This window comes from Psychrobacter sp. 4Bb (assembly GCF_002836735.1).
Classification (GTDB): domain Bacteria; phylum Pseudomonadota; class Gammaproteobacteria; order Pseudomonadales; family Moraxellaceae; genus Psychrobacter.
This window is the reverse complement of sequence record NZ_PJAS01000053.1, coordinates 45,431-60,399: the sequence shown is the minus strand read 5'-3', so window position 1 is coordinate 60,399 and position 14,969 is coordinate 45,431. Positions and strand designations below refer to the sequence as shown.

Annotated in this window: 12 protein-coding genes; 4 read left to right on the top strand and 8 right to left on the bottom strand. The window is 43.5% G+C overall.

From position 1 onward, the window contains the following. Positions 1 to 84: 84 nt before the first annotated feature. The 3 genes from CXF60_RS04375 to CXF60_RS04365 form a co-directional block, all read right to left on the bottom strand. The gene (locus tag CXF60_RS04375; RefSeq protein WP_102090954.1) at positions 85 to 1,113 is read right to left on the bottom strand and encodes a methionine synthase; all 1,029 of its coding nucleotides are present in this window, start codon (positions 1,111 to 1,113) and stop codon (positions 85 to 87) included. A gap of 54 nt (positions 1,114 to 1,167) precedes the next feature. After that, entirely contained in the window at positions 1,168 to 2,205 is a 1,038-nt protein-coding gene (locus tag CXF60_RS04370; RefSeq protein ID WP_102090953.1) for a DUF1852 domain-containing protein, read from the bottom strand. A gap of 309 nt (positions 2,206 to 2,514) precedes the next feature. Continuing rightward, positions 2,515 to 3,402, bottom strand: coding sequence for an SDR family NAD(P)-dependent oxidoreductase (locus CXF60_RS04365; RefSeq protein ID WP_102090952.1), 888 nt, complete (start codon positions 3,400 to 3,402; stop codon positions 2,515 to 2,517). Positions 3,403 to 3,637: 235 nt separating this feature from the next. Here CXF60_RS04365 and CXF60_RS04360 point away from each other — a divergent pair, with 235 nt between their 5' ends. Then, positions 3,638 to 4,039, top strand: a complete 402-nt coding sequence (locus CXF60_RS04360; RefSeq protein ID WP_219621822.1) for a DUF1622 domain-containing protein — start codon at positions 3,638 to 3,640, stop codon at positions 4,037 to 4,039. Positions 4,040 to 4,118: 79 nt separating this feature from the next. On the opposite strand, the gene dusB is transcribed toward CXF60_RS04360, so the two are convergent. The 3 genes from dusB to CXF60_RS04345 form a co-directional block, all read right to left on the bottom strand. Next, entirely contained in the window at positions 4,119 to 5,150 is a 1,032-nt protein-coding gene (gene dusB / locus CXF60_RS04355; RefSeq protein WP_102090951.1) for a tRNA dihydrouridine synthase DusB, read from the bottom strand. Between the two features lie 121 nt (positions 5,151 to 5,271). Then, a complete protein-coding gene (locus tag CXF60_RS04350; protein WP_102090950.1) occupies positions 5,272 to 7,317 on the bottom strand; it encodes a BCCT family transporter in 2,046 nt (681 codons plus the stop codon). Between the two features lie 312 nt (positions 7,318 to 7,629). Further along, entirely contained in the window at positions 7,630 to 8,070 is a 441-nt protein-coding gene (locus CXF60_RS04345; protein ID WP_102090949.1) for an HIT family protein, read from the bottom strand. Between the two features lie 233 nt (positions 8,071 to 8,303). On the opposite strand from CXF60_RS04345, the gene CXF60_RS04340 reads away from it, so the two are divergent. The 3 genes from CXF60_RS04340 (at position 8,304) to CXF60_RS04330 (ending at position 12,664) form a co-directional block, all read left to right on the top strand. Next, entirely contained in the window at positions 8,304 to 9,059 is a 756-nt protein-coding gene (locus CXF60_RS04340) for a hypothetical protein (RefSeq protein WP_228707042.1), read from the top strand. Positions 9,060 to 9,279: 220 nt separating this feature from the next. After that, positions 9,280 to 11,166, top strand: a complete 1,887-nt coding sequence (gene ilvD, locus CXF60_RS04335; protein ID WP_057759459.1) for a dihydroxy-acid dehydratase — start codon at positions 9,280 to 9,282, stop codon at positions 11,164 to 11,166. Positions 11,167 to 11,416: 250 nt separating this feature from the next. Next, a complete protein-coding gene (locus CXF60_RS04330) occupies positions 11,417 to 12,664 on the top strand; it encodes a cation:proton antiporter (RefSeq protein ID WP_102090948.1) in 1,248 nt (415 codons plus the stop codon). 55 nt (positions 12,665 to 12,719) lie between these two features. On the opposite strand, the gene CXF60_RS04325 is transcribed toward CXF60_RS04330, so the two are convergent. Together CXF60_RS04325 and CXF60_RS04320 are read right to left on the bottom strand one after the other, a co-directional pair. Next, on the bottom strand, positions 12,720 to 14,156 hold the full coding sequence (locus tag CXF60_RS04325; RefSeq protein WP_102090947.1) for a serine hydrolase domain-containing protein: 1,437 nt from the start codon (positions 14,154 to 14,156) through the stop codon (positions 12,720 to 12,722). Between the two features lie 211 nt (positions 14,157 to 14,367). Then, positions 14,368 to 14,940, bottom strand: a complete 573-nt coding sequence (locus CXF60_RS04320) for a protein tyrosine phosphatase family protein (protein ID WP_228707041.1) — start codon at positions 14,938 to 14,940, stop codon at positions 14,368 to 14,370. Positions 14,941 to 14,969 lie beyond the last annotated feature (29 nt).

The window sequence follows — 14,969 nt, the reverse complement described above, 5'->3', positions numbered from 1 at the left end:
TAAAAAATAACGTTAAAAAATTGTGCTTCAATTTTAGTTTTGCAAGGGAAATTCTTTAAATAGAATTTCCTAAACAGCTAAACTCTAAGCAGTCAGCTCTTGACGAACGATTTGAGCACCAGCGCTTAAGGCTGCGAGCTTACCACGTGCGACTTGGCGAGACAAAGGTGCCATGCCGCAGTTGGTCGCAGGATACAGCTTGTCAGCATCGACAAATTGTAGCGCTTTGCGTAGCGTATCTGCCACCTCTTCTGGTGTCTCGATAGTGTTGGTTGCCACGTCAATGGCACCGACCATCACTTTCTTACCGCGAATCAGCTCGATCAGATCCATAGGCACACGTGAGTTTTGACACTCAAGGGAAATGATATCGATTTTCGACTGTTGCAGTTTAGGGAACGCTTTTTCGTATTCGCGCCACTCTGAGCCCAGTGTCTTTTTCCAATCGGTATTGGCTTTGATGCCATAACCGTAGCAAATATGCACAGCTGTCTCACATTTTAGACCTTCAATGGCGCGCTCTAAAGTTGCAATACCCCAGTCGTTCACATCATCAAAGAACACGTTAAATGCTGGCTCATCAAACTGGATAATATCAACGCCAGCCGCTTCTAATTCTTTTGCTTCTTGGTTCAGGATTTTAGCAAATTCCCAAGCCAATTTTTCACGGCTTTTATAATGACCGTCATATAACGTATCAATCATCGTCATCGGCCCTGGCAACGCCCATTTGATTGGCTGATCGGTTTGCTGACGTAAAAACTTGGCATCATCAACGAATACGGACTTCGGACGGCTCACCGCACCAACGACTGATGGCACGCTCGCATCATAGCGATTACGGATTTTGACCGTCTCACGCTTCTCAAAGTCGACACCATCAAGGTGTTCGATGAACGTAGTCACAAAGTGCTGACGGGTCTGCTCGCCATCACTCACAATATCAATCCCTGCATGCTGCTGCTCTTGCAATGATACACGCAGCGCATCTTGCTTGGCTTCAAGCAACTGCTCGCCCTCTAACGCCCAAGGTGACCAAATTTTCTCTGGTTCTGCTAGCCAAGAAGGTTTTGGTAAGCTGCCAGCGGTAGACGTCGGTAATAGTAGTTTCATACGATTTATCTTCTAGTTAATTTATTTTTTATTATGTTGATGAGTGATGCTCAGTTAAGCGGCTTGCTTCCTAGCCGCTTTCTTGTCAGCGGCTTCTTTTTGAGCAGTCTCGCCTGTTACATCATAGCTTGCAGCCCATTCCTCAAGGATGGTTTGATACGGCTTGATAAAATGCGTCTCTGTAAATCTGCCTTGGGTTACTGCCATCTGACTACGTTCGGCGCGGTCATAGACTACTTGCGTCAATGAATAGTCTTGGTAATTCAGGCTAGGTTGATACACTTGTCCAGCGCTTGAGTTGGCATTGTAAATCTCAGGACGGTAGATCTTCTGAAAGGTCTCCATGGTACTGATTGCACTAATCAGCTCAAGATCAGTGTAATCACTGAGCAAGTCCCCTGCAAAATAAAATGCTAATGGCGCGGCGCTACCCTCAGGCTTAAAATAACGTACCGTTAAGCCCATTTTATAAAAATAGTCGTCGGTCAACGAGTATTCATCTTGCTTGTATTCAATACCCAATACAGGATGCTGATTGACAGTACGATAGTAAGTCTTGCTGGTTGACACGCTCAGGCAAATCACAGGTTTTTTGTGAAAATGAGCGTTGTAAGCCTCTGAGTTCAATAAATATTGAAACAGCTTGCCGTGCAACTCACCAAAATTATCTGGCGTTATGGATGCTAGGTTTTTGTCGCGATGCTCTGGTAACACAATACTAAAATCATAATCACGCACGTAAGAGGAGAAACTGTTGCCAACCATACCGTCGATACGCTTGTTTTCTTTGTGATCCACAATCGTTGTTTTTAGCGTTTCGATAATAGGAAACGTCTGACCATTGCCTTTAACATCTAGATCGACAGAGATGATATCAACTTCAACAGAATAACGATCTGCTGTCAGATTATCCCAATGCGCCAATGCATTAAAGCGGTTATTGATCATGGTTAACGTTTTGCGTAAGTTCTCTTGGCGGTGCTCGCCGCGTGCCAAATTTGCAAAGTTAGTCGTCAAACGCGTGCTATCTGCAGGCTGATAGTTTTCGTCAAAACGAATGTGCTTAATTGAACAATTGAATTCTTTACTCATGGTGATCCGCTACCTTATTTATCTGAGATAAAACCAAATCTGTGTATGAGGTGAATCATACCTAAATCTAAACATGAATAAAAACGATACAATTTAAACATAAGATGAATTTTATTCATCTTTCTTAGAATTAAAGATACGTAGGAAATTTAACAGCGGAAGTTTTAAGGATTTATTTAACGTATAACTAAGTCTTTCACACAATGGCAGCGAAGAGGCTTTTATACTGCTTAATAGTATTTTTAAGGCATAAAAAAAGGATACCGTAGTATCCTTTTTTTCAAATTCGAGCCTGATAACGAATTGATTCTAGTGATGCTCACCAGGAAGAATTTTGGCAAAGGCACGCTGAGCAAGGTTAGGCTTGCTATCCGTCGTTTGTGCAGCAGTCGAACTTGGGAAAATGCGATAGCCAATGGACTGAACGCCAACGTTAAAGGCTGGTACCAGTGAATAAGTCGCCGAGGCAAATTTACCCATATTACTAGCAATGCTATTTGGCTTATGAACGATGGCTTTTGCGACCATCATCGCGGCTTCGTCAGGCATCAATGCTGGCATATAGCGATACAGCTTGGTTGGCGCAATCATCGGGGTACGCACAAGTGGCATAAAGATATTGGTTACTTTGATGTTATCGCCTTTGACTTCAGCAGCCAAACAGCGACTAAATGCATCTAAAGCTGCCTTTGACGCGACATACGCTGAAAAGCGAGGGCTATTAGCCAATACCCCAATTGAGGATATATTCACGATTTGACCAGTTTGACGACCAATCATCGTTGGCAAGAAACCAAGAATGATTTTGACCGCGCCAAAATAATTAATCTCCATGGTACGTTCAAAGTCATGAAAACGGTTGACCGATTCATGCACTGAACGGCGAATCGAACGACCCGCATTGTTGACTAGTACATCGACATGCTTAAAGTCAGCCAAAATCTTTTCACTGGCTTTTTCAATCTCATCCATATTGGTCAGATCACATGGATAGTAGCTAGCCGCGCCGCCAAGCGTTTCAATGTTTTCCTTGACCATTTTTAGCTTATCTTCAGTACGGGCCAGCAAAATAACATGCGCACCACATTCACTGAGCAAAAAAGCCGTACGCTCGCCGATACCACTTGAAGCGCCTGTGATGATAATATTCTTGCCTTTGACGGCTTTGGTAATTGCTTTTTTCGAGAGATTGGCCATAAAAAGTCCTTTTCGTTTATTCTATAGTTATTGGTATTCGGTTATAGCATAGCAAAAAAATGTCGTATGGAGTGAACAAAACCATAGTGGGCGTTAGCTAACGGGACCTTTACAAATTTCGTCGTCGACATAAATATTTATAAATACATTTTTAGCTTATTGTTAATTCCTAAGTGCTAAGTGCCAAGTGTTAAGTGCTAAGCTTTTTTCTGATTAATTATTAGGAGTATCTGCTTTGATAGACACACTAACTCACTATATCGACTTAATTGCCAAAATGATCGAAGTCATTGGCGTCCTCATTATGTTTTTTGGGCTATTTCTTGCTTTATATAGGGCTTTTCGATCGTCGAGGCATTTTAATAATGATACTTATGTAGAGATCAGACAGACCGTAGGCAAGTCTATATTGTTGGGATTAGAGGTGCTAATCGCCGCTGATATCGTGGCTACTGTCGTCACCGAGCCATCGCTACGCAGCGTACTGGTGCTAGGTTTTATCGTACTGATTCGAACCTTTTTAAGCTTATCGCTACAAGTTGAACTAGAAGGTCGATTCCCTTGGCAAAAAAGAAAACCTGTGCCTGACAAACAGTCTGATACTGACAATCATACTGTGCCAATTGATAAAGCATAGCTGTTGGACAAAAATGCCATCAAGAAACGATGCATAGAAATAACTAGCACTGATTTATAAAACAATATTTAAGCGATTACTACTCGTGCGCCTGCAAAAAAGTCTCGACCACTTTAAATTGCCCAACCGTACTTTCTTCACCATACATCGCCTGTCTAAAGGCGTTAGAATTTGGAATGCCTGTCGTATACCAAGCGATATGTTTGCGAGCGATGCGGCAGCCTGAGTACTCCCCGTAGAAATCATAAAGCTCTTGCAAATGGGCCAGTACGATCTCTTTTATCTCACTAACGCTTGGTGCCTCTAGGCGCTCGCCAGTACGCAAAAAATGCTCAATATCACGAAATATCCACGGCTGACCTTGTGCAGCACGCCCAATCATCACCGCATCACAGCCAGTCATCTCATACACGTGTTGAGCTTTTTGTGCGCTATCGATATCGCCATTGGCAATAACAGGAATGCTAATGCTTTCTTTGACTTCGCGTATTAGCTCATAGCGTGCACTGCCTGTGTACATGTCTTCACGCGTACGTCCATGAATAGCAATTGCTGCAATGCCGGCCTGCTCAGCACGCTTGGCGACTCGTAAGATGTTTTCACGACCATTCTCAAACCCTAGACGTGTCTTTAGCGTGACAGGTGCATCCACCGCATTGACCGTGGCATCTAGCAAGCGCGCGACCAAATCTTCGTCTTGCAACAATGCAGAGCCTGCCAGCTTACGACAGACCTTTTTGGCTGGACAGCCCATATTGATATCGATAATCTGTGCGCCATTATCAATTTGATAACGAGCCGCTTCAGCCAGTTTGTCCGGCTCAGCACCTGCTATCTGTGCCGAGATAGGCGCAATCTCATTGTCAAAATTGGCACGGTACAAGGATTTTTTGCGTGCATAAAGGGCCGTATCAGCGATGATCATTTCGCTGACCGCATGACCTGCGCCAAATGATTTGCACAATCGGCGAAAAGGGTTGTCCGTCACGCCTGCCATCGGTGCGACCATTAGACGGTTTTCAATCGTCAGGCCACCGATATTTAATGGCTGCAACAATGGATGATCAGACAAAGTCGAGGACGAAGATAAAATGGGAAAATCAATAGACATAAGAAAACGGCTTGATTTGTAAGGAAAACAAGCCGTTATTCTAAGGATTCCTGCGTTTATTGCAAGCGCTTAACGTGAATAGCTTGCATAAGCATTACTCGTTTTTAATAAATCCCATGCATTATTTATCAAGCACACTGCCCTGCTCTAGCGTGATGTCATCATCATGCTCTTGCATGCGCCACGGCAGACTATCAGGTGATACATTGAGGAAATGTAAATACTTCTCAAACTGATCAATAATGTCATTAATCACTGATTCAGATTTGTAGCCGTATAAGTCATAGGTCTGACCACCACGGCGTAGATACACCTCAGCGCGATGATGGTGCTCTTGTGGCAAGGTATCTGCGCTGTCTTCAGTATAATAATCAGGCGCATCATGCTCTGATAAGCGCACCTCATACCAAAACTCGACATCGTCACCGCGCTGTAGCTCTAATACAGCTCGGTTATTGACCGCATCATAATTGACCTCAGTCGTCCAGCCGGTTTCTGCAAATTTAGACGACACCTCCATCATCGAAGGCATAACTACTTCTTTAATATAACTTAAGACCTTTTCACGCGTTGGCTTATCGGTCATATAATCGATACGCTCGCGCCATGCAGACGGTTTGAGTAGATGCGGCGGCAATCTGTTGTCATTACCAAGGCTTTGATTACGATGTCCTTCGATACGCAGCGCACGCCACATACCAAACATAGAAATCAGAATAATAATCGCAAATGGTAATGCACTAACGATAGCCGCTGTTTGTAGGGCTTCTAAACCACCTGCAAGTAGCAATACTGCTGCGACAGCACCTTCAGTCACTACCCAAAAGCTACGCTGCCACCATGGTGTATCACTGCGACCACCTGCCGCTAGCGAGTCGATTACCAATGAGCCAGAATCCGATGACGTCACAAAAAAGGTAATAATCAATAAAATGGTCAACGACGACACAAATTCAGTAAAAGGTAGATTCTCTAACAGTTTAAACAAAGCAATCGCTTGGTTGTTTTGTACTTCACTAATTAATGAGGTATAACCATCGACCATAATCATATGTAGTGCGGTATCGCCAAACACCGAAAACCAAAAGAATGTAAAGAAAGTCGGTACCAGCATCACACCCAATACGAACTCACGGATGGTACGGCCACGGCTGATCTTGGCGATAAACAGACCTACAAAAGGTGCCCATGCAATCGTCCATGCAAAAATAAACAAGGTCCAGCTGCCGATCCAATTGCTATTCTCGTATGCCTGCAAGCTAAAGGTACGCTCAACGATATTACCCAAATAGCTGCCTGTATTTTCCATAAAGGCATTTAGGATAAAGATCGTCGGCCCTACTACAAATACAAACACCATCAACGCGGTTGCCAATACCATATTTAGAATAGACAAGCGTTTTACCCCTTTGTCCATCCCTGCCAATACGGACACCAGTGCTGCTGATGTCACTAATGCAATCGCCACGACCTGTATGGTAGTATTCACGGGGATAATATCAGGTAACAAGTAGTTTAGACCTGCATTGATTTGCGACACTGATAAGCCAAGACTGGTAGCAATACCAAACATCGTACCTAATATCGCAAACACATCGACTGTATGACCGATAGGGCCATGAATCCTGTCACCGATAATCGGGTATAGCGTCGAGCGTATTGATAGTGGTAAACCATGACGAAATGCAAAATAAGCTAGTGATAAACCAACGACACCATAAATCGCCCAAATATGAAAGCCCCAATGGAAATACGCAATTTGCATCGCCTCTTTTGCCGCGGCGATAGTCTGCGGATCCGACATTGGCGGACTAGAAAAGTGCATTACTGGTTCCGCTACCCCATAAAACAGTAGCGCAATCCCGTAACCTGCCGAAAACAGCATGGCAAACCATTCAAGGAATCCGTACTCCGCTTCAGCATGATCAGGGCCCAGCTTGATACTGCCATAAGACGAAAACGCCAGTACAATAATGAACATCAAAAACAGTGCCACTGCCAGCATATAAAACCAGCCGAATGTCTCAGTCGTAAAACTAAGCACATCACTAAACAGAGCACCCGCTGCTTCAGGATTGATAGCCGTACCAATGACCAATAGCAGCATAATAATGGCTGCAGGTACAAAGACTGGTAATAAAATAGTCGAACGAGGTAATTTACTCATGAAAGATAATATCCTCAAAAGTTGACGATGCCTTTTTATAGAAAGTTTTAATTAAGGCAAAGATTAGAAAATGTGTGTGAATGGTTATAATAATTATCACACTCTTTTCCAAAACCCTAGACAAGCGTTCAACTCGTAACACGACTTTAACGAATGTTACATGAATATTACCAAGAAAATAAAAAAGGCAGCTTGCTAGCTGCCTTTTGATTGTATATATATTCTATTTTAATAGTTTCTAACCTGTAAACACTCGCTAATTCGTAAATACCAGTATTTGTTGTACCTAAACAGAAGCAATCTAGTTCCTATCTAGGCATCAATCACTGCCGCCAACTTCTGCGCAATATTTGCCAAATCATTATTATCAGCTTGGGTTACTGCATGACGACCCAATTCATGGATACTTGATGGAATGAGGTGCACATGATAATGAAAGACTGTTTGACCTGCTTGTGAGCCATTTAACTGCATTTGGATAACGCCTTCACGCTCGAACACTTGACGTTGGGCTTGCATGACCTTTTTAGAGGTCATTAATACAGCAGCGGCATACTCTGGCTCAAGATCGGCCAAATCAACAGCTTTTTGCTTCGGTATCACCAATACATGGCCTTCTGCTTGTGGCATGATATCCATAAAGGCGAGCGTTTTATCATCTTCATATACTTTGTGATATGGAATATCACCATCTAACATTTTGGCAAAAATATTATTGTCGTCATAAGCAGTCTTTTGATTTACTTCAGTCATTATTTTTTCCTTTAAGAGTTTTATTATTAGTTAATTAATAGCTCAATAGCTATCCAAAATAGATAAAAGCATCTGTCATATAGTGGACGAAATATAACTTTAGTACAAGTCAGTATGACAACCGAATTTGAAAAATATCAAGCCATATTCCAACCATGCTAGCTCACTAATTTATTGGCGAGTCATACCTTTTAAATGTTATATTAGCCCTCTATTTTAACAACGCTATGTTTATGGATTTGCCTACTTTGCCGACTGAACCAGATATGGATAACACTGCTATAACCCTTGATAATCAGGAAGAATACTCTGATATTGAGAGTGAAAGTGATACTCAAACCATCGATCCGAACGCTATCATATTAGCAGAAGCATTGACTGATAAAGCCATCAGCTGGCAGATACACAATTGTAAAATTATAAAGAAGACTGTCACGCAAGATTTGCCACTGCCTTTTTTGTATCACTATGACAGTTTAGATGATGCGATCAAACAAACGCACCCGCTTACTCCTGAGCTACTAATTCAATTCAACACACCCATGTCGGCTCATGAGGCTGCCAAATTAATCGGCATTGACGAGGAGCTGCTGACCAGCCCTTGGCATGTGAAAATTATCGGCTCATTGGTCGTCTTTAGTGAGGCATTGCAATTGGCTGTACGCCTACATTGGACCAATACGGGTAAAGAGACGCAGCAGGTATATACCAAGGATGCCGCCGACGCTATTATTGCCGCTTTTAAAGACTGGCAGTTTTTTGGTCGTGTAGACGTCCTCTATAAAAACAATAAGCAAATATTAATTAGTATTGACGAGCTAAACCCTAACACGCAAGCACTACCTACCGAATCATTGCTGACGATTGACGCTAGTGGCGATTATCAACAGCTACTGGCTACTCATGCGCTTGCAACCATTGTAAAACTAGAAGCAGACAAAGCTGATCTTCCTTGGTTTGATAAAGCCATATTAGAACGTATTGAGTAGCTATTTTGAATAACGGTTTTTTCGCTCATCGCTTATGATTATTAATTCGTTATTATTAATTCACTATTATTAGCATATTGTTTTTAGTTATTCATATCTAATGGTATGGTAACGAATTAGTATTATTCACTAGTACTCACTCTCTATAAAAAGCACACTATCCCTATTAAAACTGAGGGTGCACATTTTTATAACCCCGCCTATTTGTAAGGAATATCACATGGATTATCGCTCAAAAACCTCTACCGGCGGTCGTAATATGGCAGGCGCGCGCGCATTATGGCGTGCAACCGGCATGACTGACGGCGACTTTGGCAAGCCAATCATTGCGATTGCTAACTCTTTTACCCAGTTTGTACCCGGCCATGTGCATCTAAAAGACCTTGGACAACTGGTCGCCCGTGAGATTGAGCAAGCAGGCGGCGTTGCAAAAGAGTTCAATACCATTGCGGTCGATGATGGTATTGCGATGGGCCATAGCGGTATGTTGTACTCGCTACCAAGTCGTGATTTGATCGCTGATTCTGTCGAGTATATGGTCAATGCCCACTGTGCAGATGCGCTAGTTTGTATTTCTAACTGTGACAAAATCACTCCGGGTATGTTGATGGCCGCCATGCGCCTTAACATTCCAGTGGTATTTATCTCAGGTGGGCCAATGGAAGCAGGCAAAATCTTAGCCAGTACCGTTGGTAAGAGCCACAATACCGATAGTAGTGACAGTAGCGCTGTTCGCAAACTTGACCTTGTCGATGCCATGATGGACGCGGCTGATGATAGCATCAGTGATGAAGACGTCGCCGCTATCGAAGCCTCAGCCTGCCCTACTTGTGGTTCGTGCTCTGGTATGTTTACCGCCAACTCGATGAACTGCTTGACCGAAGCTTTAGGCCTAGCACTACCAGGTAATGGCTCACTGCTAGCTACTCATTCATTGCGCCGCGAGCTATTTTTAGAAGCGGGTCGTACCATTGTGTCGCTTGCTAAGCGTCGTTATGAGCAAGATGATGACTCTGTGCTACCACGCTCTATCGCTACCAAAGCCGCTTTTGAAAATGCCATGAGCTTAGACATCGCTATGGGTGGTTCAACCAATACCATCTTGCATCTACTTGCTGCGGCCAATGAAGCAGAGATCGATTTTAAGATGGCTGATATTGACCGTTTAAGTCGCGGTGTACCTTGTCTGGCAAAAGTAGCCCCTGCCTCACAGAAATACCATATGGAAGATGTGCATCGTGCTGGCGGTGTCTTTGCATTACTCGCTGAGCTTGATCGCGCTGAGTTACTAAAAACTGACGTGCCAACTATCCATAGCGCCACGATGAAAGAAGCGATCGATAAGTGGGACATCATGAACCCTGACAATCATGAGGCACGCGCTCGCTTCCTTGCTGCTCCTGGTGGCGTACGTACCACAGAAGCGTTTTCACAATCAAAAGAGTGGTCAAACCTCGACGTCAACCGTGAGTCAGGCTGTATCCGTAGTGCCAAACACGCCTACTCTACAGATGGCGGCTTAGCCGTACTATATGGCAATATCGCTGAGCGCGGCTGCGTGGTCAAAACTGCAGGCGTTGACGAAAGCATCTTGACCTTTACTGGTCGTGCGCGACTATTTGAATCACAAGATGATGCGGTTGCTGCGGTATTGGCTGATCAAATCGTTGCAGGCGATGTGGTCATCATTCGCTACGAAGGCCCTAAAGGCGGCCCTGGTATGCAAGAAATGCTTTATCCAACGACTTATCTCAAGTCAAAAGGATTGGGTAAAGAATGCGCCCTACTGACTGATGGTCGTTTCTCTGGTGGTACATCAGGTCTATCAATTGGTCATGCTAGCCCAGAAGCTGCTGAAGGCGGTGCGATTGGTTTGGTTGAAGAAGGCGATAGTATTCATATCGATATCCCAAATCGTACCATCAACATGCAAGTAAGCGATGCAGACTTAGCTGCTCGCCGAGAAGCTATGGAAGCGCGTGGTCGTGATGCATGGAAGCCTGTCAACCGTGATCGTCATGTCTCGCCAGCATTACGTGCTTATGCGGCTATGACTACCAGCGCTGATACTGGTGCCGTACGTGACGTGAGTCAAGTGGAGCGCTAGTCTGTAAGCTATCAATGCTCCAGACATACTGATAAAAACATATTAAGCCTGCGCAATGCAGGCTTTTTTTTCACCAAAAAACAACGTAGCTGTCGTTTTGATAACTATTTTTTGCGGTAATTATTTTATTTTGACGTCATGATAAAGAGTATCAGTGACTGACTATCAACTATTGCTGTTAATTGTCATCAATATATAGAATTACCCTCATAAAATCGACCCTTAAAACATAACGACGTGCGTAAACCTTATGATTGAAAAATATAACTTATTCTTATTAATCTGCGGGATTGCCTTTTTACTAGGGGCATTGTTTCCTGTTATTTTTAAGCGCACCTCTATCTCATTACCGATGCTCCAAGTCAGCTTCGGTCTGATGATGGGCTACTGGTGGACGTCTTTATCCTTTTTAGACCCACTTGATAACGGTTTACTCATCGAAAAACTGACTGAGATTGTTGTATTGGTCTCATTGGTTGGTGCTGGTATTAAAATCGACACTGAGTTGTCTTGGCGATTGTGGCGACCAACAGTAAGACTGCTACTCATTACCATGCCTATTGGTATTTTTGCGATGGCAGTCTTGGGATATTACGCGTTTGGTTTAAGTCTTGGTGCTGCTATTCTGTTGGGTGCAGTGTTAGCACCTACTGATCCCGTGTTAGCTTCGAGCATTCAAGTGGGACCTCCCAATACAGGAGGAGAAGACACACCGCGCTTTACCTTAACGTCAGAGGCAGGGTTGAACGATGGTCTGGCTTTTCCGTTTGTGTATCTAGCGATTAAGATCGCAGAAGCGTTCAGTGAAGGCAAAACCTTTACTTACGAGATGCTATGGTCGTGGTTTACTCATGATGTCTTATGGAAGATTGGCGCAGGCGTAGTGGTGGGTGTATTGGTTGGTAAATTATTGGCCAAAGTCGTATTTTCTAAACATACCCGTGAGACTACCATCTCGCAAGGTTATGTGGTTATTGCATTGACGCTACTAGCCTATGGTCTTGCAGAGTATGTACACAGTTATGGCTTCATCGCTGTATTCGTGGCCGCATTTGCGTTTCGTCGCTCGGAGTGTGAGCATACTTATCACCAAAAACTGCATGATTTCGCTGAGCAATCAGAAGGCTTATTGATGTCATTAGTGCTAGTTATCTTTGGCATGTTCCTCGGTCAAGGGTTACAGGCAGGCGTCGAGTTGACATGGCGCGTCTATATTGTCAGCTTTACCTTCTTACTACTTATACGTCCAATTGGTGGATTTATTGCTTTATCAGGATTGAACTTACCACATACCGAGAAATACGCAATATCGGCTTTGGGTATTCGCGGTATCGGTACTTTGTATTATCTGTCCTATGCGCTCAATCAAGGTTTCTTCGCGGATGAAGATGCGCTCAAATTGTGGATTGTCTGTTCGATTGTCATTTTGACTTCTATCTTTATCCATGGTCTCAGCGCATCAAGATTGCTTAAAATGACACCAAAAAAGCAGCATTAAAATTAATGCTGCTTATATTTGAAATAGAATAAATTCGCGATTAAAAATAGCATTATTAAAACATCTCTTCTACCCAGCTCAAGACGGCTTCTGTCAATGCAAACTGACGAACGTCATTGAGCATAGTGGTATCAAAATTATGGATAAAAGCGAATGACAATTGGCGCTCAGGGTCGCACCAAGCAACCGAACTGTTATATCCCATATGCCCAAATCCTGATAATGCAGGACTCATTCCCTTATCCGTATCATCGTTGTTAGCATACAAGCTAAATAATCTATGGTAGCCCAATCGCCATTTCATAGCTGCTGGCATAACCGCATCTAAACCCTCAACCTGCGGAGTAGATAACTGCTCAAAAGTAGCACTATCAATCAACGTCTTTCCTTGCCATATACCGCCATTAGCGAGCATTGCGTAAATCGTTGCCAGTGCTTTAGCAGAAGCGACACCATTTGCCGCTGGAATGACAGCCTGTAATGTCTGGCGGTTATGATAATCAAGAGCATGTTTGCCAGCAGGTATCAGCGCTGCCTTATAGTTTTTTAGATTGAGCTGACTGGTATTGAAATATAAGCTATTGATACGCGCCGTATTTAAGATAGGTTGTACGCTATCATTGTCAGAGCTATCTAGCTTTTCATCAAGGCTGTCATCAAGGCTACTTTGCGTCTCAGCTGTACGCTTGTCACTTAGCATTTTCTGTTGCCAGTAATGATAACTAGGTAAGCTTGCATAAGTACGTAAAGTTTCTTGAGAGTCTACTTTTAAGGTTGGTTTTTGGCGTCTCGATTTTAATTGGGAGCTCGTATCCTCTGTTTCTTCAAAATCTTTGGCCAATTTTGCCACCTGATCTACTTTGCTATCTGGCACACCAAAATAGCAGCTGTCGGCAATGCCCAAAGGCTCCGTTAGATACTGGCGCAGTGCTGCAGCGAACGGTAGATTCGTAACCGCCTCTACTAAGCCGCCCAATACCCAACCGTAGACCAATGCACTATAAGCGCTGTCATACTTAGTAGCATCTTCGGGAGAGGTAATGGGCATCGCTGCAATATGGCTCAGCATCGTATCCCAATCGAGTACTGTCTCACTATCGACATCGATACTTTGAATCGAAAACAAATCGGCCTGATGTGACATGACTTGTCGCAAGGTAATTTGGTCTTTGCCGTTTGCAGCAAACTCTGGCCAGTAATGAGCAATAGGTTTGTCATATTCGATCAGTTGCTGCGAAACCAGCACATGAACCAACGTTGCCAATACCCCTTTACCAGTAGAAAAGTTAATTGCCAACGTATCGGGTAGCCACGACATATCGGGACGCGCCATACCTGTACTGGCTTGCGCAATGCATTGACCTGCTTGATACACGGCCACAGCCCCGCCAGCAGGTGCATCATCAAGCTGTAAATCTGTCAGTAATTGCTGTAATCTTTTTTGAAAGTCAGCGTTTATGGGTGTATTAGAATTCTCTGTATTATGATCCATTATTATTACCTTGCTCCAGTGATATAAATTATTCTATTTTTAAGATGATAGTAATACACAAGCTATATAAAATATTCGAACCAGTATAAATGAATTGTGAACCAATAAAAAAGGCCACCCATTGGTCGCCTTTTTTATTATTTATTTCGATGGTATTTTTAGAGTTTGCCAACGTCTAAGACAGCACTAATATTCAATGCCACAAATCTAGTTAACGCGGTACTAGCAAACGATTATGAACTTCTTGTTCAAGCTTGGTCAAACCATGACTGCGACCACGTTCCATCGCTGTATCCATCTTACGTCCACGCAACCATCCTGCCCGCAGCGCTATTGCAGCTCCTACTCTATTACCCGACCCACAGTGCATAGCGACTTTTTTGCCATGATGTTGACGTAGCACATTATCAAACGCCAATATCTTAAGCTGCTTTAGCTCTTTGGCACCGCTGATAGGCAGCTGTTCGTAGTGCATACCTGCTTGCTCAACTGCTGATGCCTCATCAAAGCTTAATTCGTCATCAGGCTGCAGGTTGATGACCAGCTCGACGCCCGATTTCGCTAAAGCTGCAACTTTTTCGTCATCTAATGCACCGCACACGATAGTGTTTGCATCTGGACGAAAATAAGGCTCAAAGATATCGGCCAAATCAACGCCATTATCGGCACTAATATAGATGTTAGCGCCGCTATCATTAGCGGCGACCGTATCGGTTGCTATCGAGCTATCTGTTTGATCTACGTCTATCGCGTTTTCTTCTGAAGGCATGTTTTGTGAAGTCATAATAATAAATATGTACGTTAAATATGGCT